We start from the raw sequence: 21,231 nt of genomic DNA on the forward strand, positions 1-21,231 counted from the left end.
ATAATCAAGAGAAGATATGAAAAAAATATATGAATTATTAGTTGTTGGCGCTTTATCATTATGTACAGCTTGTAGTGCGGATTTATTGGATATAGATAATCCGAATGAAGCAACTGTCCCAACCTTTTGGAAAACTGCATCAGATGCAGAAGCCGGAGTGAAAGCCTGTTATAGTGCACTTTACAAAGAACCAACCTGGATGCGTTGGCTATCGTTTCGTTACGATTTATCTTCCGATGAAGGATGGAGTTCTTCTCCGTGGATTGAACTCGGCGACTGGACACGTTTTCTGTATACCAATTACAATTTCAATGAAGGGAATAACCAACACTGGGAATTCTTCTACATGGGAATTTACCGCTGTAACCAGGTTTTACAATATGTTCCTGAAATTGAAATGGATGAAGCCCAGAAGAGTAAAGTATTGGCTCAGGCTTCTTTTATGAGGGCTTTATGGTATTTTCAGATCAATTTGCTGTGGGAAAAAGGGACATTGATATTAGAACCTGCAAATGCTGATTATGTGCCTTCGGATGCATCAGAAGAAGAAATCTGGACACAGATAGAAAAAGATTTACTATCTGCTGCAGAAAATCTACCGGAAGCATGGGATGCAGCCAATGTCGGCAGAGCTACAAAAGGAGCAGCGAAAGCTTTACTGGGTAAAGCTTATATGCAGCAACACAAATTCGACAAGGCCAAAGAACAACTTCAATGGTTGATAGATAAGGAAGGATCTTTATACGGATTGATCGATAACAGAGAAAATAACTTTACGGATCTGGATGAAAATAATAAAGAAGGTATTTTTGAAATTCAGTTTGACGATCAGAATAAAGGAGGAACAGGTAATGACGCAAGTATGGCTATGGGATTCCAGCGTACACAATTTTATGCACCGAGTGGCATTGGCTGGGGAGACGGAAAAGCACGCAGATGGTTGGTGGATGAATTCTTAAAGGAGAAAAGAGCTGATGGTTCGAATGACCTTCGTCTGTATAGCAGCATTTTGTATCACGGCTTCTCACAGGATTTCCCGGAACAGCCCCGAAAATATTATAAAATAGCGGATGCAGATGATAACACACAATGGGATAACTGGGGACAAAGTAAGGAAGATTGCTATATCCGTAAATATAATACTTCTTATTATCGTGAAACGGAAGACTATTTTGCCCGTAACAATTATCGCATCATGCGTTATGCCGACATCCTGTTGAATTATGCAGAATGTATTGTGGAAACAGGAGGTTCGATTACAGAGGCTGCCGGGTATGTAGATAAAGTCAGAGAACGTGCCGGACTTGTCAAATTAGCAGAAAGCCAGTGGAAAAGTTCTCTGAATTCAAAAGATACTTTTATGAAACGTCTGCAAATGGAACGTTCGCTGGAACTTTGCTTTGAAGGCTGGCGTTGGGCTGACCTGAAACGTTGGGGACTTCTGGATACCCAGGCCGGCATTGACGAGTTGAAAAGCCGGGATGCTGATTTTAACAATTTCATTATAGGTAAACATAAACGTATGCCGATCCCGCAAATAGAAGTGGATAATAGTGAAGGGCAACTGACGCAGAATCCGATGTATTAATTTTTTATGTTAACAAAGTATCCTTTATCTTCGTACTCTAATTGTTCGTATGGAGATTAAAGGATACTTTTATAATAATCTTTGCCATGAATATCAATAAAAAAGCGATACTATTATTAGCTCTTTCCTGTTGTTTAGACCTGTGTGCACAAAACATCCAGAACCCAGTGTTGCCCGGAGTTGCTGATGCCGGAGCAGTGAAGTATAATGGAAAATATTATATCGGAGGTGTTTTTACGAATGGTGATTTTTACATCTCTAAAGATCTCGTTAATTGGGGGACTCCGGTGCATGTAGTGTCAATGGATAACGATTGGACAAAAGGAAGCGGAGCTGGAGATAATCAGATCCACGCAAACGATATGTTCTATTTGAACGGGGATTTTCATTTATATTGGTCTGTCAATTATTGGGGGAAAGACAAACATGCCGTACATATTGTACATGCACAGGGTAAAGATATACTAGGGCCTTATACAGAACCGGACAAAACAACCTGGATGGATAACCGGATCGATCCTATGGTCTTTAAAGATGATGACGGACAATTATATATGTATATGGTTCGCTTTACAGACGGAAATACGATCTGGGGACGTAAAATGAAATCACCGGCAGAGTTTTCCGGTGAACCGGTATGTCAGTTTGCTCCCTTACCCGACACCTGGGAAACAATGGACAATCGCGTAGCTGAAGGCCCCTGGGTAATGAAGTACAGAGATCGTTATTATATGATGTATAATGCTAATCATACATCGACAGAATGGGGGAATTACCAATTAGGTGTAGCAGAGGCGGATTCTCCACTGACTTTCCAGAATGGGGGAAAGTATAGTTATCCGGTAGTTTTATCCAATCAGACTTCCCTGGAAGAGAACTATGTGGATGTATTAAGATATGGTAAAGCTTATGAGCCGTACTTCGCTTATATGGAAGAACAGCCGGAAGGTAACTGGATGCAACCTGATTATAATGCTTCCGGTTGGAAAAAGGGGGAATCCGGATTTGCTTCAAAAGATGTGGAAGGATCGACTACACGTCATCTGGGAACAAAATGGCAGACGTCTTCCTTATGGTTGCGCAAGACCTTCCAGATAAGTAATACGATAAAGAATGCCGCTTTGCGTGTAACCCATGACGGAGATACTAAGATATATTTGAACGGAGAGCGGATTTATAATAAGCAAGGGGCGGATTATTGTATCCTTAATTTGAGTGAAAAGCAGATTGCCATATTGAGGAATGATGCTCCCAACGTCCTGGCTATTGAAACGAATAAAGGCAGTAGAACGAACTTCTTTGATGTTTCTTTATTCGATATGAAAGATGATAAAGCAGACGACATCCTTTTAACTCCCGGACAACCTAATATTTTGCGTGGCCCGAACGGTTTTGAATGGTGGCTTATTTATATGGCGAATAAGAACTATGAACCTCGTGGACAATACATAAACCGTGTGCAATTCTTCGATAAAACACTTTATGTAGACGGAATAACCGGCCCCAACACAAAAGGATATCATCCGGAACCGGCCAAACCGACTTATGGTGATACTTTTGATGATGCGTCTTTACTAAAAAGCTGGACTTTCCCGGCAAACGATCAATGGGGCGTTACCGATGGCGAGTTGGTATGGCAAAATCAGGAATCATCTTATGGATTACTAGACAAGGTACAATCAGGCACATCCTATTTGTTTGAAGCCGGAGTGAATGCCACAAATGAAGCCGGAGTCATAGCCTATTGGAAAGATGCGGAGAATTATATAAATGTAGGTTTGGATTCAACCCGCTCCGGTTGGTATCTGCAAACTTGTATACAGGGAAAAGAGCGGAAAGAGTTTTTTAATTTACCGGAAGATTTTATCTTTGGAGTATACCATACCTTTACAATAGAAAAAAATATGGATAATATGAAAGTACTTCTGGATGGCATTCCTGCTCCGGGAAAGTCATGGTTTGAAGGAATACTACCGGGATCAGAAGCCGGTGTCCCCGGTCTGTTTGTTAAAGAGGGAAAGGCTGCTTTTGACGGAATTGTATATACGCTTGGCTTTGATGATTATGATTGTACCATGCCCGGTTGGGAATGTATCAGCGGAAAATATGAAAGCACGGCAAAGGGCTTGAAAGTTTCGGATAATAATAAAACAGAGATACTGAAGGGCGATATGCTGAATAATTATGAATATTCATTTCAGGTATCCAACCTCTCCGAAAAGGGTCTTGCAGGTGGTTATCCGGTCTATATAGATAAAGATAACTATGTGAAAGCTGTAATTAACGGCAGTACACGCACGCTGGATGTTACAATGGTAAAAAACGGTAAAACCTTACAGAAATATAGTTTTCCTCTGGAATGCCTGAAAACCATTTACCCGGATGTCAAATATACAGACTTTATAGAGAAAGGCTATCGCTTTCAAAGCCCTGTCTGGTTAGATGCTTTTTATTTGAATCGCCATGATGTTGGAGATAAGAATGATTTCGCGGAGAATATGTTCGACCGGTTCGTGATAGAATATGCGAAAGACGCGAAATGGTATCCTCTTGGGGAGAACAGCCAAAGTGAAATTGCCCCTCATCCGGCCTATAACAAGTTGTCGTTCTCTCCGGTAAAGACCGATGCATTGAGATTCATCAATAAAGACCCGCAGGATCTGTCACGGCATATAGACAAGATCCGGATCAATGAATTATTGAAGACCTCTTATAATATACGTGCCGTTAAAAAAGACAATAACCTCTATCTGTTTATAGACGGAAAGGAAATATGTCAGTTGGAGGCTGCTTACCCGCTATCAAAAGTCGGACTTTATTCAGAACGTTGTCAGCCGACCTATAATGGTGTTTTGCGATATCATATTGGAAAGTAAATTATTCATAGAAAATATAAGACCATGAAAAAAAGTTTTGTTTACATTGGAATTCTAGTATTGAGTGCTCTTGTCGGATGTTCATCCAACAAAGCAAAGGAAAAAGAAAATGTGGAGATAGCAGCAGAAACAGTCCCCTTGGGTGATCCGTTCATTCTGCTGCACAACGGGGTTTACTACGCGTATGGGACACATTCCGACCAGGGGATCGAGGTGTACACCTCCGATGACCTGAATACCTGGAAACTCGCCGGGCTGGCATTGAATAAAGAAGACAGCTGGGCCGACAAATGGTTTTGGGCCCCCGAGATATATAAAGTAAATGATACCTTCTATATGTATTACTCCGCGGATGAACATATTTGCGTTGCCACTTCCAATTCCCCTCTGGGCCCGTTCAGACAGGAAGAACAGAAGCCGATGATAGCCACCGAGAAGAGCATTGACAACTCACTCTTTATCGATGATGACGGTACACCTTATCTCTTCTATGTCCCTTTCAACGACGGGAATAATATATGGGTGGCCAGATTGGAGGAAGACCTCATTACCATAAAGGAAGGCACCTCCCACCCTTGCATCCATGTCTCGCAGGAATGGGAAACCGTCTGGCCGCGCGTAAATGAAGGCCCTTATGTGCTTAAGCGCAACGGACTTTATTACATGACCTATTCCGCCAACAGCTATGAAAGCCCTTTATACGGAGTAGGTTGTGCAACGGCTACGGATATTATGGGAGAATGGACGAAATATGACGAAAACCCCTTGTTACAGTCGCCGGGAGAATTGGTCGGTGTAGGGCACAGCGCGATGTTCACGGATAAAGAGGGAAACCTCCGGATCGTTTATCATGCGCATAAGGATAAAGAGAATATTCATCCGCGCGCCATGCACATCGGTAACGTCAGTTTCGAGAAAGTCGACGGTATCGACCGGATGCGAATCAGTAAAGAATATATAACCCCTAAATTGGCAAAATGAAAAAAGAATTATTACTACTGGCACTATGTGGCTTTGCGGCCTGTTCCTCGTCCGGCTCTAAAGACGAAGGCAATGGCGGAAACACCGGAGAAAAGGCAGAAACCTATCAAAACCCCGTAATTGCTTACAGCCTTCCCGACCCTTCGGTTATCCGGGGGGACGACGGTTATTTCTACCTGTATGCGACGGAGGATATTCGCAATTTACCTATCCACCGATCGAAAGACCTGGTTAACTGGGAAATGGTCGGCACTGCGTTCACCGATCAGACACGCCCGGACTTTGAGCCCGACGGCGGACTCTGGGCTCCCGACATCAATAAGGTCGGCGACCGATACGTACTTTATTATTCCATGTCGGTCTGGGGAGGCGAATGGACTTGCGGTATCGGTTGTGCTACCGCCGATCGTCCGTCAGGCCCTTTCAGCGACCAGGGGATGATGCTCCGTAGCAACGAGATCAATGTACAGAACTCTATCGATCCTTTTTATATAGAAGAAGGCAACCGGAAATACCTTTTCTGGGGAAGCTTCCGCGGTATTTACGGCATCGAACTGAGTGACGACGGACTCTCATTGAAAGAAGGCTCCCGCCCTGTGCAGATCGCAGGTACGGCTTACGAAGGAACCTATATCCATAAAAAGGACGGATATTATTACCTCTTCGCCTCGATCGGCTCCTGCTGTGAGGGACTGAAAAGCACCTACACGACAGTCGTAGGACGTTCGAAGGAACTGTTCGGCCCCTATGTGGACAAGAGCGGACAACCGATGCTGGAAAACCATCACGAAGTACTGATCCACAAGAACGGTTCTTTCGTCGGAACAGGCCATAACTCGGAGATCCTTACAGATAAGGCCGGCAACGACTGGACGTTCTACCACGCAGTCAATGTGAACGACCCATCCGGCCGCGTCCTGATGCTGGATCGTATCAACTGGAAAGACGGCTGGCCTGCCGTCGCAACCGATTCACCCTCTTTGAAATCAGAAAAACCCGTATTCTAACTTTTAAATATATCAATATGAATTTGAAAAACGTAGCCCTTTCATTGCTGCTGCTGGCCGGAACGACCGGCGTGGAAGCAGTGAACTATTCACCGGAAAATGTGAAAGCCTCGATTGCCCTGAAAGTACCCGGAAACGATGCCCGGCAGTACCCGTTGACCATGCAGAAGTTGCAGGACAATTATTTCGATTACCAGCTCAAGGCAGGAGACAAACTCCCCCTTTCGATCTACCAGAAAGTAGAAGACAAGGACGGTAAACAACAGATCACAGTCTGCATCACCGCCTACGAAGATATCTGGTTCAATTACGCGGAGCAGATCAAGACCGGTTTCAGCCACGACGACTGCCAGTTCTACCTGCCCGGCTTCTGGTACCGTCGCAACCTCCGTTCGCCGGAGAAAGCCCCCTCTTTCCACACGTCCGACAGCTGGATCGTACGGGAAGACCGCCTGAGTACCCCCATGACCGCTATCTTCGATGCCAAAAACGGTAAAACGATCTCCGTGATCCGTCTCGACGAATTCAAGGCCGACGCCCTGACCACCCATAAAGAAGGCGAAGTGATCCTCTCCGGCAAGACTTCCATCGGCTACACCGGTTTCGAGAACCTTGCGGGAGCAGCCGCCCTCTCCTTCGGTTTCCCCTACAAGGAAGCCCCGAAAACCTATATCCGCAAACTCACACTTGCCCCCGCCGTCGAAGCCTTCCAGCTGCTCCGCAAGGACGAAAGCATCACGCTGACCTGGGAAGTGAACGAATTCAATGCCGCCGACTTCTCCGAATGCGTGCAGCATGCCTGGGAATACAGTTTCGACACCAACCGCCCGCAACCCGTTCAGACCGCCTACACGCCCGACAAGATGAAGGAAGTCTTAAGCAACTTCTTCGTGGAAAGTTACGTCAGCGACTACCCCACCCACTATTATTCAGGCGTGGAACTGCGCACCGAGACTTGCGACAACACCGATGTAGCCGAAGTCGGCTTCGTAGGCCGCACCCTGCTCAATGCCTTCAATGCCCTTGAATACGGCGAGAAGCAACAGCGTTCAGACCTCGTGGCAAATGCCAACTCCATCTTCGACACTTACCTGCAAAACGGCTTCTCCACGGGCGGTTTCTTCAACGAAAGAGTCCATTACAAGAACGACAAGCAGGACGACGTGCATAGCATCCGCCGCCAATCTGAAGGCGTCTACGCCCTGATGTATTATCTCGGTTACGAGAAAGAACACGGCCGCAAACACCCGGAATGGGAACAACGGATCAAGAGTATGTTGGAAAGTTTCCTCCGTTTGCAGAACGAGGACGGCAGTTTCCCCCGCAAATTCAAGGACGATTATTCCATCGTCGATAAGAGCGGAGGCAGCACACCCTCGGCAACCCTCCCGCTGATTATGGCTTCCAGATACTTCAAGGACAAACGTTACCTGACAGCCGCCAAACGTTCGGTAGACTACCTGGAGAAAGAGCTGATCTCCAAATCGGATTACTTCTCCTCCACCCTCGACGCCAACTGCGAAGATAAGGAAGCCTCTCTCTACGGTTCCACCGCCGCCTATTACCTGGCACTGGCCACGAAAGGCGAAGAACGTGCCCATTACGCCGCCCTGGCACGCAAGGCCGCCTATTTCGCCCTCTCATGGTATTACACCTGGGACGTGCCTTTCGCACCGGGACAAATGCTGGGCGACATCGGACTGAAAACGCGCGGTTGGGGAAACGTCTCTGTTGAAAATAACCATATTGACGTCTTCATCTTCGATTTCGTAGATGTACTTCACTGGCTGGCAAAGGAATATAAGGAAGAACGCTTCTCCACCTTCGCCGAGGTTATCAGTACATCCATGCGACAACTGTTACCTTACGAGGGACATATGTGCGGGGTTGCGAAAAAAGGGTACTACCCCGAAGTCGTGCAGCACACCAACTGGGATTATGGTAAAAATGGTAAAGGCTATTACAACGACATCTTCGCCCCGGGTTGGACGGTCGCTTCCTTATGGGAGTTGTTCTCTCCGGGAAGAGCGGAATCGTTTCTAAAATAAGCCGACTATACATTATATAAATAAGGAAGCCTGCATGCATTCATCTGCATGTGGGCTTTTTTATTATGAACAATGATTACATTATCAGGAAAGCAAGAAGTTACAAAAATAAATTTACAACAATAAGGTTTATTAAGCGGATACACCTGTTAAATCACCCATATTCAACACAATACAAGCTATGATATTCAAAAGAATAATATGTTAAATAGCAATGACTAGTTTTAAGGATCGTTTTTCTTAGTCACCTACAAAAGTATTATAAAATGTAAAACGAGCAAAGAAAACGCAATAAAAATTCTCCAAAAATATTGATTTTCTTTGTTTCTTTAAAATTTTGGATTAAAAAATCAATTTTGTTCATAAATGTTAAAACATGACTAGAAAAAACGATCGTTTAATCTAGTCATTCTAATTGTTAATGTATATAAAAAATCAAAATATGGAAGATCCATTTATCAAATAATATCTCTTCGGTTATTTTATCGAAAGACCATGCAGCCCGCAAAACCCTTCGATAAAAACACGGATGAACGCCGACGCCAGCAAAGCCTTTCGATATTGATATTTAAAGGCCAAGACGATCAACATAATCATTCGATAACTATATCGAAGAACATTTATAAGCAACATGGCCCTTCGATAAGTTTATCGAAGGATGAAACTTAAAGCAGGGCATAAAAATAAAAGAATGATGTATTCTCTAAGTCTAAATTTATTCATTAATACCTAAATCTATGGCCAAAATACAGACATTTGGAACGAAAACCAGATTAAAGAATAATGAAAGCCTCACGTTTGGCCGTGAGGTTGAGTCGGCAATCGAAGCAAAAGGAGCAGCGGAGCTTGTAGTTGATGATTTGTTTCCGGATTATCAAGCAAAATTACAAGCCTTTGATGATAGTATAGTCAACATCGCTAAGAGTTTCTATACCAGCCAAATGAACGAAGCCAATAAACAACGCGGGAATCTTCACGTGGCAATTATCTCACAAATAAAGAACTTTCTTCGGCATTTCAAACCGGAAAAACGGAGTGCGGCAGAGCGGCTAATGGCCTTCACAAATACGTTCGTAGGAGCACAACGGCGTTCTTTCGACGATCAGACGAGTTTTATCAATAATTTTATACAAGAACTATCTTCCGATAAATATAAAGAAGATGTTACACTGGTAGAGTTGGATGACTGGATGAAGGAATTACAGAAGGTAAACGACCTTTGCTCCTCCCTTACAATTAAACGCACAGAAGAATACTCCGTGAAGTCGGGAAAAGGCAGTACCGAAGTAACACGTCCTGCCTTTGAGAAGGCATATAATGCTTTGGTAGAAAAATTGAATGCATTGGCGATTGTAAACGGTGATGATAAATATGCCGAACTCTTCGCCTGGTGGAATGCACGTATTGATCATTACCGTGTTGTGATCTCAAATAATCTGGGAGCAGGCATGGGAGGAAGAACAAGCACCGGAACGACGCGCCCGTCTACTTCCGGAAAAGGAGGCGAAGACGACAGGCCTGTAATAGAATAAACTGTACCAATAAAATCCTGAAAGTCGATGGAATCTAACTGGCTTTTGATACTGATTTGCTGTATTTTGCTAGTAATTATAGTATTCCTTTTGAATATTATATATGTAAGGCGTATGCGCTCAAATATGCGCAAGAATGAACATAAATTGATTCTGAAATATCAGGATTTGTTTGATAACATGCCTATTCCTTATATACGATGCAAAATAATCGACAACGAAGGTGTAAACGATACGGAAGTGTTGGATGTCAACAAGGCATTTAATGATCAATTAGTCCCGAAAAAAGATATCCAGTATAAAAACAGAGCTGAAATTGAAAAGACCAAGATTGGTTCGCTGGAAAAATATATAGGGGTGACAAAGGATGTACTTAAAACAAGGAAACCGTATATAGGTGACTACCATATCGGTAAAAATATTTATAAAACAATCGTCACACCTGCGAAAGAAAAAGATGTGATCGATATATTCTTCATCGATGTAACGGAACAAAGATATATCAGGAAAAACCTGGAGGAGTACAACCATAAACTGTTAATGGCGATCGATGCGGCAGATATAGTCTATTGGTTTTATGATATCAGTGAAGATCTCGTCACGATAGAAATGCTGGAAACAAATATTGATCCTGTGACCGGTAAAGAGACGAAAAGTCTGAAAAAGAATATACAGGTTTCGTTGGAAGATGCATTGTTAGTCGTGCATATCGACTACCGTCCCAAGGTTCGCTATTTGTTCAACCAGTTACTAAAAGGGGAGATAGCGAAGGGACGTATTGAATATGAGTTGAGTAATCTGCGAAATTTTTATAACGTAGAAGGAAGATGGGAAGAAATGGTTGCCGAAGCCGAGTACGATTCCGACAAAAATGTAATAGAATTGTCGGGGATCTTCCTGCCGATCACGGAGCAAAAACAACTTGAACAAAGTTTGCGTAATGCGCTCAACAAGGCAGAAGAATCAAACAGGCTGAAGTCGGCTTTCCTAGCCAATATGAGCCATGAGATACGGACACCATTGAATGCCATTATCGGTTTTTCAAGTCTCCTGCCCTCTGCCCAATCTGAAGAGGAGAGAAATGAATATATCAGCATTATTGAAAGTAACAACTCTCTTTTGCTGCAATTGATAAATGATATTCTCGACCTGGCAAAGATCGAAGCGGGAACACTCGACTTTAGTAAAACGACCTTTTCGGTCAATGAACTTCTTGATGAGGTGGTACATTCGGCTCTGCTCAGACATAATAATGATAAAGTGGAGATCCTTTGTAACAAAGGATTTTCAGATTATATAATCCGTTCTTCCCGAAGCCGAGTGATGCAAGTGTTAATCAATTTACTGAACAATTCGATGAAGTTCACAAAAGAAGGAACAATCAGCATAGGTTACGATTATTTGCCGGATGAAGAACAGTTAAGGTTTTTCGTAAGAGATACAGGGATCGGCATACCGAAAGATAAGATGAATGATATATTCGGACGGTTTACACAGTTGAATACTTTTGTTCAGGGAGCCGGGCTCGGGTTAAGTATCTGTGAAATGATTGTGCATACGCTGGGAGGCGAGATATGGGTAAACTCCGAGGTCGGGAAATGGACCTGTTTTTGGTTTACGATACCCTATTTGCCCACAGAGGGTGGCAGATAGATTTTAGATGAAAGAAACCGTGAGGTTTCAAGTGCATTTTATGTCGTGATGACATGAAATGGTCCCTACGTAAGGGTGTATCAAAGGGTTAGTTAAGTAGGACATCTCCTATATAATTATATGGTAAACACAAATTTCTCAGTTCCTATGTATTTAACCTTTTTGATACACCCTTTTTTATATAAAAACGATACCGGATATACTTACCGGCTATTCTCCTTTTTACATTTCATTGCGAAGTATAGGATGTAGAGGAAGGCCAGCAGCGGGACAAAAAATCCCATCGCCATGTTGTCCGCCCCGATATATCCCATCAGCATCGGACTGAATGCGCCGCCTGCAACTCCCATCACGATATAAGAAGAGGCTTTCTTCGTATAGCCGCCCATCCCTTCCAACCCCAGCGCGAAGATGGTTGGGAACATGATCGACATAAAAAAGAAAGAAAGATACAGGGCATACAGCGAAACCGTCCCTGCCGAAACAACGACCAGCGCCATACAGATGGCATCCGCCAACGCAAACCAGGTAAGCAGCTTACCGGGAGCCATCCATTTCATCGTAAAACTTCCCGACAGGCGGCCGATCATAAACAAGGCCATCCCGCCAAATGCCAGGATGCGCGAGGCTTCGATATTCGTCATTTGCGGATCGAGTTCCGTTACGTAGTTGATGAAGAAGCTGAATATCCCGGTCTGCGCCGCACAGTAGCAGAACTGCGCCACTACGGCTCTAACAAACTGACGGTGCTTCCAGATCGAAGTAGCAGGAAACTTTACATCTTCCTGCACCTCTTCCTCCTCCACCTTCACTTCCGGAAGCCGGGTGAAAAAGAAGAGGACAGCCACGAGCAGCACGACACTGCCGACAAGGATATAAGGCTTCGTCAGGGCGAACGGATCGTCTTGCGCTCCCCCGAAGATCAGGGCGCCTCCTACCAACGGCCCCAGTATCCAGCCCAGTCCGTTGAACGATTGCGACAGGTTCAGGCGTTGTGCCCCCGACTCCGCCGGCCCCAGGATGGTCGAATAGGGATTTGCAGCCGTCTCCAGTATGCAAAGCCCGCAGGCAATAATGAACAGTGCCACCAGGAAAGGCGTGGCCGAATGCAGGAAAGCTGCCGGGATAAAAGCGAATGCGCCGGCGGCAAACAACAGCAATCCCAGGATGATCCCTTTCTTATAGCCGTAGCGTTTCATGAACATTCCGGCCGGGAGTGCCATCAGGAAATAGGCGATATAGGTAGAGAACTGCACCAGGCCGCTCTCGGCTTTCGTCATCGTAAACGCGCCCTGGAAATGCTTGTTCAGCACGTCGAGCAACCCATGCGCAAATCCCCACAGAAGGAACAGGCTGGTGATCAGTATAAACGGTATAATGTAAGATTTCCCATTGGGGGCGGCGAATAAGCTTTGTTTGTTTTTCTTTTCCATCGGATTATTTTGATTCGGGTAGTTTAAATATACGATCCATCAACTGCCATTTCTCGGCGGATGTGGCACCGGGAGCGACCTGTTGATACTTGGCCACGAAAGCTTCCCATTCGGCCTGACGGTCGAGGGTGGCGAGACGGGCAAAGGCGGTGTCCCAGTCGAAGTCGTCGGGGGTTTCCACAATCATAAATAAATGGTTACCCAGGCGGTATATTTCCATATCCAGGATGCCTACTTCGCGAATACCTTTACTGATTTCCGGCCAGGAGTGTTCGGGTGAGTGCCAATACATGTATTCCTGTATCAGTGTTTCGTCGTCTTTTAAATCCAGTGTCTGACAATATCTCTTCATAAATATAATTTTAAGGAATTGCAAAGGTACGATTTTCCGTTGATAAACGGATGCGCAATCGAGGTGCCCGACCTTGCCGGACACCTTGATCTGCTATTTCTTTTTCAGATAATAGGATGGAGTTATATAGGAAATGGCATAAGCCGAATCGGGAGAGTTCCGGTATAAACTGATCTGCTGGAAAATGAGCTTCGCCGAATCCATATCAAACTCAAGAAGAATGGGGAAAGCCGCATCGGGGATGGTGTCGCCGGGGTTGATGCCTGCTTTGTTCAACTGGTTGTTCCAGAAAGTAGAAAGGCTTTCACCATAAACAAGCGTCTCGGGCTTGTTAAAAATATAAAAACTATCCCGATCGACAGAAGTCCACATTAGGGCATTGCCTTTATATCCGGTGACCGGTATCAATGTACGGTAGCCGGATATATCGACCGGGTTGTCGTAGTTAATCTGTATATAAGAGTCGTAATCGTACCCCTTTTCCTTCGGCGGATAATTATCGCGCCGTGTCTGCGAAATGATTTCGATATTCTTGGCCGTAATGCCGGGTATATAAGTGACGGCGGACAGGAACACGATGGCCAGGCAGGCTGCATACAGGTAACGCCCCCACCGCTTCGTAAAGAACAGCAGGGTTAAAGCAGTCAGGATCAAGCCGGTCACTACGAGATACACACGCGGCTCGGTAAATCCGTATTCGTTGATGCGGTAACAAGTTCCTACCCAGTACATCACCAAAGCCGGAAGTACGGCCAAACTGGAGAATCGGTAAAACCAATCATAATACCGTTTCCTTAAGAATGCCTGGCAGCCCTTCAATATAAAAGTAGCCGAAATAAAACTGACGACAATATAGGCGATCGCCCCTTTCGGCAGCGACCATTGAATGGCGATCTTTATAAAATAAAGGTAGAGGATCACCGCATAGATCAGTAAGGCCGGCGAAAGGACATAGTTCAACAATACTTCAAACAAGCGGTTCGGAGTCTCCTCCCCCTCCTTCTTTTGGATGAACATCAGGAACAGCAAAGGCATCCCGCACATAAAAATAAGGAAAGCGGAATCGGTATTAAAATTCCTGTCGTACGAATGTCCTATTTCAAATATATACTGCACCGAATAGTAGATCGATAAAGCCAGCAGATAAGCAATACCGGCCAACAGCCCCGCAGAAAACAATGCCCGCAGATAACGCAGGCCGGTAGACACAAAGGCTTCATTATCCCGTTTCCATCCGCTTACCAGATAAAACAACTGCACTACAATCAGCGAAACCAGATAGGTGGCTGTCCAGAAATTATCCCTTTCTATCCACAGGAAAGGGATAAAGAAGAAAGCGGACAGATAATATAAAGGCCGGAACTTATGCTGTGCCGTCCATCCGTTTAATGTAAAAGTGACCAGAAACAGTACCGGGAAATAAGCTAGTGGAGCTGTCAGGAAACGATAGGCAAAGGCGTTCTCATAATGGAAACATCCAAGCAGGCTGAAAGCGACGGACAATAAAACTTCTACCGGATGCATCCGGACGGCTTGCCGTAACCTTGCGGCAAGTATTTCCAGTTTCTTTCTCATATCAAACAATGTTTATTAATTGGTAACGAAGATAAGAATTTCTTATTGCATGTCATAAGAAATAGCAGAATAACAAAACAAATCGAAAAGCAGTTTGTTCTATAAATAAAACAACGAACATACATAAAACATACAATTATGACACTTAGTAGAAAATTATCCGATGCTCTTAACGAGCAGATTCTTGCAGAAATGTGGTCTTCCAACCTTTATTTGTCCATGTCAATCCATTTTTCCCAGCTGGGTATGGACGGTTTTGCACACTGGATGAAAAAACAGTCGCAGGAAGAATTGGAACATGCTTACACAATGATCGATTACTCGATCAAACGCGGTGGCCAGGTTAAACTGGAACAGATCAACGTGGTTCCGACAGCATTCGGCACGCCGCTCGAAATATTCGAACACGTGTATGAGCATGAAGTACATGTTTCCGAACTGATCGACAAACTGGTTGATGTTGCCGCAGCCGAAAAAGATAAAGCGACTCAGGACTTCCTTTGGGGCTTCGTCCGCGAACAGGTGGAAGAAGAAGCTACCGCCAAGAACATTGTTGAGAAACTCAAAATGTATGGCGAACATCATGTAGCGATCATGGATCATCAATTAGCTAAAAGATAACGGAAAGCCGGTCATCCGGTAGAAAAAAGAAATCCATCCGAAAGAAAATCAAATTTCATTCGGATGGATTTTTTTTATTGTTCCAAATCGTTCCTGTTATTCCAGGATCTTCATGATCGCCTTTCCCCAAAGCTCACCTAATACGGCGGCTCCTTTTACGTTCGGGTGAAGATAGAAGGTTCCGGCATTACCGTCTTCGGGGAACAGATCCGTCTGATAGTTGGCTTTGAAATAATCGAAACCTTCCGTATCGCCCATAAAGACCTGGCCGGGGAAACGGTTAGCGTAATCCGCCACCAGGGATTGCAGGACAGGGTAATAGCTTTGCAGGCGGTTCAGCCCTTCTTTCAGGTACATCGCACCATTATACGTATTCGGACTATACCAGACCGGACGATGCAACACGATCTTACAGCTCGGATACAAGGCCAGCAGCTGGTTTATAATCGCTTTCATATTTTCTTCATACTTCTCCGGAGAAGCCGGAGCACCGTTCGGGCCGGTAATCGCACTGTCGTTCGTTCCCAACATGATAGAGAAGACAAGCGTCGCCCATGTTTCATCGGCAAATTTATCGGCTGCGGCCTTTGCTTTCGGAAAAAGTGTTTCCGTCTGCGGCAGGTAATCGGTTGTCGTGCAACCGCTCACCCCCTGATTAGAATACTTGATGGAAGTGATCGAAGGCTGTTTGGTCAGATACAGGGCCGCCTTCACCGGTGGCGCATCATGCACAGGATCCTGTATCAGCGCTCCTTGCGTTATGCTGTTGCCTATAAATACAACATTTACATTTTTCATATTCTCCCCCTTCATAAAGGGACTACCGATTGCCAGTCCCAGCAACAAACAAGTTATTTTCCCGATCAGTTTCATATTCGTTTTACAGAGTTAATTGATTTGCTGACGAAGGTAAAAATAAATCGATTACCTCCGGATGTTTTTTCAACCAAACTTTTGCTCCTTCCAGTTCCCTCATCGGATAATCCTCCATTATATCCATCAGCTCGCTTAATTGCTCGCCCGTAAATTTAAAGTTCCGGAAGAACTCGGCTACATAAGGATGAGTTTCCGAGAAACCTTTTGTTGCAACTGCTTCTATATGTTCTGCTTCTCCATAAATACCTTTTTTGTCTTCCAGGAACTTCAATCCATAGCGCGAAAACATCCAGTGGGGCATCCAGCCGGTGACAACGATCCATTCATTATGCTCGACCGACTTTTGCAGGAAGGCAGTCATGGTCGGGCCGCTCGAAGGCATCAGCTTCAGATGTAAGCCATAGTCATCGACCGCCTGTTCCGTCAGGTTCATCAGACTGGCGCCGATATCGATACCGATGATCTCATCCTTGAAATGTTCCCGGTTCGTTTCCAGTTCTTCGATCGTATTGATCGTCACATACGAAGGGACAGCCAATCCCAAACGGGCATTTTCAAACGGGACGCCGATCGTTTCCAACCGGTCGCCATATTGCCGCATATAATCGACATGCGTATCCGGAAGCCAGGCATCCAGGAAAAGGTCTACCTTTCCGGCAGCTACCGAGGTAAAGATCGGTGCGATATCGGCATTCTTCAATGTTACTTTATATCCTTGTTCTTCCAGCATCGCCTTTGCCAGATAACTCATGGCAATCCCTTCCGACCAGTTCACATACCCGATAGAGATCTCTTTCGGGTCTTTGGCACGGCTACATCCAGCCAGGAACATGATCACAGCCAGAAGCAGGATCAGGTTGATAAGTATAATAAATCTTCTCATATAAATCTCTTTTTAATTAATGACTAAGGATCAGTTCTTACGAACAAACCCCTGAGTTATACGATCCAGAACAATAGCCAGGATCACCACTGCGATACCGCCCTCAAATCCAAGACCGATCTTCATCTGGGTAATCCCTTTCAGGACAATTTCACCCAACCCTCCGGCTGAAATCATAGCGGCAATCACCACCATAGACAACGCCATCATAATCGTCTGGTTAACGCCTGTCATAATAGTTGGCAAAGCCAACGGCAACTGCACCTTAAACAATAACTGACGTGAAGTAGCCCCGAATGAGCGGGTAGCCTCGACAATATCTTCCGGCACCTGGCGAATCCCCAGATCGGTCAGGCGGACAACCGGTGGCATCGCAAATATCACTGTCGCAAAAGCTCCCGGCACCGGCCCCAACCCGAAGAATAAAACAGCAGGTATCAGGTAGACAAAAGCAGGCATCGTCTGCATCAAGTCCATCAGCGGACGGATTATTTTTGCGGCAATATGGTTGCGTGCCGTCCATATCCCCAATGGAACGCCTAAAACCAAAGCGATAACGGTAGAGGATAAAACCAATGCCACTGTTTGCATCGTCTGCTCCCAGAATCCCATGCCATAGATCAGGAACAAGCCGAGTAAAGTCAATACAGCCGTTCCTTTCCCGGCCTTAAGCCAAGCTAAAACGGTTAATGCCAGGATCATTACATAAAAGGGAATCCAAAGTAACCCGTGCTGGAAGCCATCGATAAAACCACCGATGCCATTATTTATTATATCAAAGAAAGGTGCCCAATGTTCCGTCAGCCAGTTGATGGCTATCTCTATATATTGTCCGATATTGATCATAAGTCTATTGCGTTTTGAATTATTTCTTCTATTTCTTTCTGGTCTTTACCTGTCATCTCGATAATGATGGCCGAAGGAGAAACAACGCCTGTCAAGCGGTTATTCTCGTCGACAACGGGTAAAGCCTGGCGTACTTTAGGAAGTAACGGCAACATATCCTCTACCGTAGTATTTTCCAATACAGAAGGAACTTCCTTTATAACGATAGAACTCACATCCTTGCTACCTTCCTTTCGCAACCTCAATACATCTTTATATTGTATTTCACCGATAAACTGATCCTCATTCCCGATAACAGGCAAAGCATATAAATGCTTCTCACGCATCTTACGGAGAATCGTTTCCGGCCCGTCTTTTTTAAGCCTTACTACGATAGGTTGTTTCAGCATGATGGAAGAAGCCGTAACGATGCGTCCACGATCTACACTTTCGGTAAAGCGCGTTACGTAAGCGTTCGCCGGGTCGGTCAGGATCTCTTCAGGCGTTCCCACCTGCACGATCTCACCATCCTTCATGATCGCGATACGGTCACCCAATTTGATCGCTTCATCCAGGTCGTGCGTAATAAAGACAATCGTTCTTTTCATCTTCTCCTGCAAAAGGAGTAACTCATCCTGCATCTGTTCGCGGATAAGCGGGTCTAAAGCCGAAAAAGCCTCATCCATCAGAAGCACCTCAGGATTATTCGCCAGTGCACGAGCCAGTCCGACACGTTGTTGCATACCTCCCGACAATTCATCTACCCGCTGGTTTTCGTATCCCTTCAACCCTACAAGCAAAACACTCTCCTGTGCTTTCCGCATGCGTTCATCCTTAGGGACACCCTGCAATTCGAGCCCGAACGACACGTTGTTCAGCACCGTACGATGAGGCAGAAGTCCGAAATGCTGAAACACCATTGCCATTTCTTTTCTACGTATCTGCAACAGCTCCTTATCCGACGAGCGGGTTATATCGACACCATTGAGGCGAATTTCCCCCATCGAAGGTTCGTTCAGCCGGTTAATACACCGGAGTAAAGTCGACTTACCGCTACCGGATAGTCCCATAATAACGAACATCTCTCCTTCCTCTATTTCCAGATTGGCATTGCGTACCGCCACGGTACACCCTGTTGCCTTCAGGATTTCCTGTTTACTTTTTCCTTTCACGATCATCTTTTTCGCTTTAGTCTTCTCAGGCCCGAAAAGGATGGATAAGTTTTTTATTTCTATTTTTGCCATATATCTTTAGTTTATAATACAGCGATATTATCTCCCTGAACCGGTAGTTCAGACAAGTATAATCCAGTACCGGAACCAGACGATGGATCCGATAAACTTTTAACTGTAAAATTTTGAATTGTTTTTTCCTCAGGTTGTGGCTTTTTATCCCGTGCCACATCTATAGAACAAGCAAACGTTGATTTAGTTCATTTAAAGCTAATTTATAAAACAAAAGATCACATTTACATACACTTCCGGACTGCTTCGGACAAAATGTACATTTACACTAAACTTTCTTGATTTTCAAGAATATGAATAACATCGTAAAAAATATATGATATTTTTGTGGGAAGATACTCCCTGCTAATCCCGGATGGCTCGACCAGCCATTAAACATTCCGACCGGACAAAGAAAAAAGAAGCGTGGATACTGTTGATATATAGACATTGAGGCTCTCGACAGGCCCCCCAACAAATATATCACAGTACCACGCTCTTGTCCATATACACGAATCAATTTCAAACAATTCTCATTGTGCATAAACAGATAAGAACATTTGCATCTACTGTCTATTATTTGTTAGGTATGAAATTGTCGAGATTTCAATGCCAAATAATATTTAAAACGCTTATGTCCAACAAAAAACGACACACGTTGCAACTCGTTGCATTTCATGCGCAGGGCAAAGATAAGCAGAAGATTTCAATAATCAATTTTTCTCAAAAAAAATATTACTCGCAAGGGTAATTTAAAATATCCGCTATAGTAATCTCAATAACATAGTATAGTAATGACAATTTGATAGATGAAGAAGATTGATAAAATCAGTTATCTATTCGGTAATTCGAAGAGAAACTTGTACATTTGCGTCTTATAAGTATAAAATTAAATCTGTATCACGATGAAGACGCAATTATGCCAAAAACTGGTGGCTCTATTTCTCATTAGTATTTTTGTCAGTGGTTGTAATACCGGAACAAAAAAGACGGCGGATAATGATATAAAATTCGACTCGATCAGTGTGGACAAAACCTATCATTTGCTGGAAAACCCAGAAAATCCAAACTGTAACCTGCAGATAAACTTCACGTTCCCGGTCAAATACGACAATAAAGACATACTGAAAAAGATTCAGAAACAGTTCGTCTCCTCTTACTTCGGAGATAACTATGATGCTTTATCCCCCGAAGAGGCAACAGCCAAATATACACAAGACTACCTGGATAGCTACAAGGAACTGGAAGAGGAATATAAGGATGAAGTAGCCAAATCGGATGAAACTCCGGTGGGAGCCTGGTTCGGTTACTACGAAATGTCGTCGAACGATATTGCTTATAACCAAAATGGAATCCTGAGCTATACAGTCAATTTCGATAATTACACGGGGGGAGCACATGGAGCGCACAGTTTCAGCAACAATGTCATCGACCTGAAAACTGGTGATCTGATCAAAGAAGAAGATATATTTATTGATAATTATCAGGACGACCTGGCACAGATACTGGTAGACCGGATCGCCAAACAAAACAATGTGGATAATCCGAAAGAACTGGAAAACGTAGGTTTCTTCAGCGTGGAAGAGATTTTCCCCAACGGAAACTTCCTGATAGACGATTATGGTATTACCTATACATTTAATGAATACGAGATCGCGGCCTATGTAGTGGGGGCAACTAACGTACATCTTCCGTACGAAGAGATACAATACCTGCTGAAAAAAGACAGTCCGATCGCTCATCTGGCATTTTAAAAAC

Annotated in this window: 16 protein-coding genes; 9 read left to right on the top strand and 7 right to left on the bottom strand. The window is 44.3% G+C overall.

The annotated features are described in order from the left end of the window. Positions 1 to 16: 16 nt before the first annotated feature. The 7 genes from HMPREF1536_RS02640 (at position 17) to HMPREF1536_RS02670 (ending at position 11,685) form a co-directional block, all read left to right on the top strand. Positions 17 to 1,588: a RagB/SusD family nutrient uptake outer membrane protein gene (locus tag HMPREF1536_RS02640; protein ID WP_028727832.1), complete on the top strand. Its 1,572-nt coding sequence runs from the start codon at positions 17 to 19 to the stop codon at positions 1,586 to 1,588. 86 nt (positions 1,589 to 1,674) lie between these two features. Next, positions 1,675 to 4,464 carry a glycoside hydrolase family 43 protein gene (locus tag HMPREF1536_RS02645; protein WP_028727833.1) on the top strand — a complete coding sequence of 930 codons (2,790 nt, stop codon included), beginning with the start codon at positions 1,675 to 1,677 and terminating at the stop codon, positions 4,462 to 4,464. A 24-nt stretch (positions 4,465 to 4,488) separates the two neighbouring features. Next, positions 4,489 to 5,445: a glycoside hydrolase family 43 protein gene (locus HMPREF1536_RS02650; protein ID WP_028727834.1), complete on the top strand. Its 957-nt coding sequence runs from the start codon at positions 4,489 to 4,491 to the stop codon at positions 5,443 to 5,445. Beyond that, positions 5,442 to 6,452, top strand: coding sequence for a family 43 glycosylhydrolase (locus HMPREF1536_RS02655; protein WP_028727835.1), 1,011 nt, complete (start codon positions 5,442 to 5,444; stop codon positions 6,450 to 6,452). The genes HMPREF1536_RS02650 and HMPREF1536_RS02655 overlap by 4 nt, the downstream gene beginning before the upstream one ends. A 17-nt stretch (positions 6,453 to 6,469) precedes the next feature. Then, positions 6,470 to 8,500, top strand: a complete 2,031-nt coding sequence (locus HMPREF1536_RS02660) for a glycoside hydrolase family protein (RefSeq protein ID WP_028727836.1) — start codon at positions 6,470 to 6,472, stop codon at positions 8,498 to 8,500. Positions 8,501 to 9,237: 737 nt separating this feature from the next. Then, entirely contained in the window at positions 9,238 to 10,032 is a 795-nt protein-coding gene (locus HMPREF1536_RS02665; protein ID WP_028727837.1) for a DUF6261 family protein, read from the top strand. A gap of 114 nt (positions 10,033 to 10,146) precedes the next feature. Continuing rightward, positions 10,147 to 11,685, top strand: coding sequence for a sensor histidine kinase (locus HMPREF1536_RS02670; RefSeq protein ID WP_167331502.1), 1,539 nt, complete (start codon positions 10,147 to 10,149; stop codon positions 11,683 to 11,685). A 203-nt stretch (positions 11,686 to 11,888) separates the two neighbouring features. Here the strand turns inward: HMPREF1536_RS02670 and fucP are convergent, their stop codons facing one another. The 3 genes from fucP to HMPREF1536_RS02685 all read right to left on the bottom strand — a co-directional run bounded on the left by fucP (position 11,889) and on the right by HMPREF1536_RS02685 (position 15,045). After that, entirely contained in the window at positions 11,889 to 13,118 is a 1,230-nt protein-coding gene (fucP, locus tag HMPREF1536_RS02675; protein WP_028727838.1) for an L-fucose:H+ symporter permease, read from the bottom strand. 4 nt (positions 13,119 to 13,122) lie between these two features. After that, positions 13,123 to 13,470, bottom strand: coding sequence for an L-rhamnose mutarotase (locus HMPREF1536_RS02680; protein ID WP_044192220.1), 348 nt, complete (start codon positions 13,468 to 13,470; stop codon positions 13,123 to 13,125). A 93-nt stretch (positions 13,471 to 13,563) separates the two neighbouring features. Then, entirely contained in the window at positions 13,564 to 15,045 is a 1,482-nt protein-coding gene (locus HMPREF1536_RS02685) for a DUF4153 domain-containing protein (protein ID WP_028727840.1), read from the bottom strand. Positions 15,046 to 15,183: 138 nt separating this feature from the next. Here HMPREF1536_RS02685 and HMPREF1536_RS02690 point away from each other — a divergent pair, with 138 nt between their 5' ends. Beyond that, positions 15,184 to 15,666, top strand: a complete 483-nt coding sequence (locus tag HMPREF1536_RS02690) for a ferritin (RefSeq protein ID WP_028727841.1) — start codon at positions 15,184 to 15,186, stop codon at positions 15,664 to 15,666. A 96-nt stretch (positions 15,667 to 15,762) separates the two neighbouring features. On the opposite strand, the gene HMPREF1536_RS02695 is transcribed toward HMPREF1536_RS02690, so the two are convergent. From HMPREF1536_RS02695 to HMPREF1536_RS02710, 4 genes are read right to left on the bottom strand one after another with little or no spacing between them, the layout of a single operon-like run. Further along, entirely contained in the window at positions 15,763 to 16,539 is a 777-nt protein-coding gene (locus tag HMPREF1536_RS02695) for a GDSL-type esterase/lipase family protein (RefSeq protein WP_028727842.1), read from the bottom strand. A 7-nt stretch (positions 16,540 to 16,546) separates the two neighbouring features. Then, on the bottom strand, positions 16,547 to 17,425 hold the full coding sequence (locus HMPREF1536_RS02700; protein WP_028727843.1) for a glycine betaine ABC transporter substrate-binding protein: 879 nt from the start codon (positions 17,423 to 17,425) through the stop codon (positions 16,547 to 16,549). Positions 17,426 to 17,455: 30 nt separating this feature from the next. Further along, positions 17,456 to 18,271: an ABC transporter permease gene (locus HMPREF1536_RS02705; RefSeq protein WP_028727844.1), complete on the bottom strand. Its 816-nt coding sequence runs from the start codon at positions 18,269 to 18,271 to the stop codon at positions 17,456 to 17,458. Continuing rightward, positions 18,268 to 19,494, bottom strand: a complete 1,227-nt coding sequence (locus HMPREF1536_RS02710) for a quaternary amine ABC transporter ATP-binding protein (RefSeq protein ID WP_028727845.1) — start codon at positions 19,492 to 19,494, stop codon at positions 18,268 to 18,270. Before HMPREF1536_RS02710 ends, HMPREF1536_RS02705 begins: the two co-directional genes overlap by 4 nt. An 884-nt stretch (positions 19,495 to 20,378) precedes the next feature. On the opposite strand from HMPREF1536_RS02710, the gene HMPREF1536_RS02725 reads away from it, so the two are divergent. Continuing rightward, positions 20,379 to 21,227 (top strand): DUF3298 and DUF4163 domain-containing protein, encoded by an 849-nt coding sequence (locus HMPREF1536_RS02725; protein ID WP_028727848.1) that lies wholly within the window; start codon positions 20,379 to 20,381, stop codon positions 21,225 to 21,227. The last annotated feature ends 4 nt before the right edge of the window (positions 21,228 to 21,231 follow it).

Origin of the sequence: Parabacteroides gordonii MS-1 = DSM 23371 (assembly GCF_000969825.1) — a bacterium.
Taxonomy (GTDB): Bacteria; Bacteroidota; Bacteroidia; order Bacteroidales; family Tannerellaceae; genus Parabacteroides; species Parabacteroides gordonii.

Bases quoted from the DNA above. Each gene is read 5' to 3' on its own strand.
- HMPREF1536_RS02640 (WP_028727832.1), top strand. From the start codon at position 17: ATGAAAAAAATATATGAATTATTAGTTGTTGGCGCTTTATCATTATGT.
- HMPREF1536_RS02645 (WP_028727833.1), top strand. From the start codon at position 1,675: ATGAATATCAATAAAAAAGCGATACTATTATTAGCTCTTTCCTGTTGT.
- HMPREF1536_RS02650 (WP_028727834.1), top strand. From the start codon at position 4,489: ATGAAAAAAAGTTTTGTTTACATTGGAATTCTAGTATTGAGTGCTCTT.
- HMPREF1536_RS02655 (WP_028727835.1), top strand. From the start codon at position 5,442: ATGAAAAAAGAATTATTACTACTGGCACTATGTGGCTTTGCGGCCTGT.
- HMPREF1536_RS02660 (WP_028727836.1), top strand. From the start codon at position 6,470: ATGAATTTGAAAAACGTAGCCCTTTCATTGCTGCTGCTGGCCGGAACG.
- HMPREF1536_RS02665 (WP_028727837.1), top strand. From the start codon at position 9,238: ATGGCCAAAATACAGACATTTGGAACGAAAACCAGATTAAAGAATAAT.
- HMPREF1536_RS02670 (WP_167331502.1), top strand. From the start codon at position 10,147: ATGCGCTCAAATATGCGCAAGAATGAACATAAATTGATTCTGAAATAT.
- fucP (WP_028727838.1), bottom strand. From the start codon at position 13,118: ATGGAAAAGAAAAACAAACAAAGCTTATTCGCCGCCCCCAATGGGAAA.
- HMPREF1536_RS02680 (WP_044192220.1), bottom strand. From the start codon at position 13,470: ATGAAGAGATATTGTCAGACACTGGATTTAAAAGACGACGAAACACTG.
- HMPREF1536_RS02685 (WP_028727840.1), bottom strand. From the start codon at position 15,045: ATGAGAAAGAAACTGGAAATACTTGCCGCAAGGTTACGGCAAGCCGTC.
- HMPREF1536_RS02690 (WP_028727841.1), top strand. From the start codon at position 15,184: ATGACACTTAGTAGAAAATTATCCGATGCTCTTAACGAGCAGATTCTT.
- HMPREF1536_RS02695 (WP_028727842.1), bottom strand. From the start codon at position 16,539: ATGAAACTGATCGGGAAAATAACTTGTTTGTTGCTGGGACTGGCAATC.
- HMPREF1536_RS02700 (WP_028727843.1), bottom strand. From the start codon at position 17,425: ATGAGAAGATTTATTATACTTATCAACCTGATCCTGCTTCTGGCTGTG.
- HMPREF1536_RS02705 (WP_028727844.1), bottom strand. From the start codon at position 18,271: ATGATCAATATCGGACAATATATAGAGATAGCCATCAACTGGCTGACG.
- HMPREF1536_RS02710 (WP_028727845.1), bottom strand. From the start codon at position 19,494: ATGGCAAAAATAGAAATAAAAAACTTATCCATCCTTTTCGGGCCTGAG.
- HMPREF1536_RS02725 (WP_028727848.1), top strand. From the start codon at position 20,379: ATGAAGACGCAATTATGCCAAAAACTGGTGGCTCTATTTCTCATTAGT.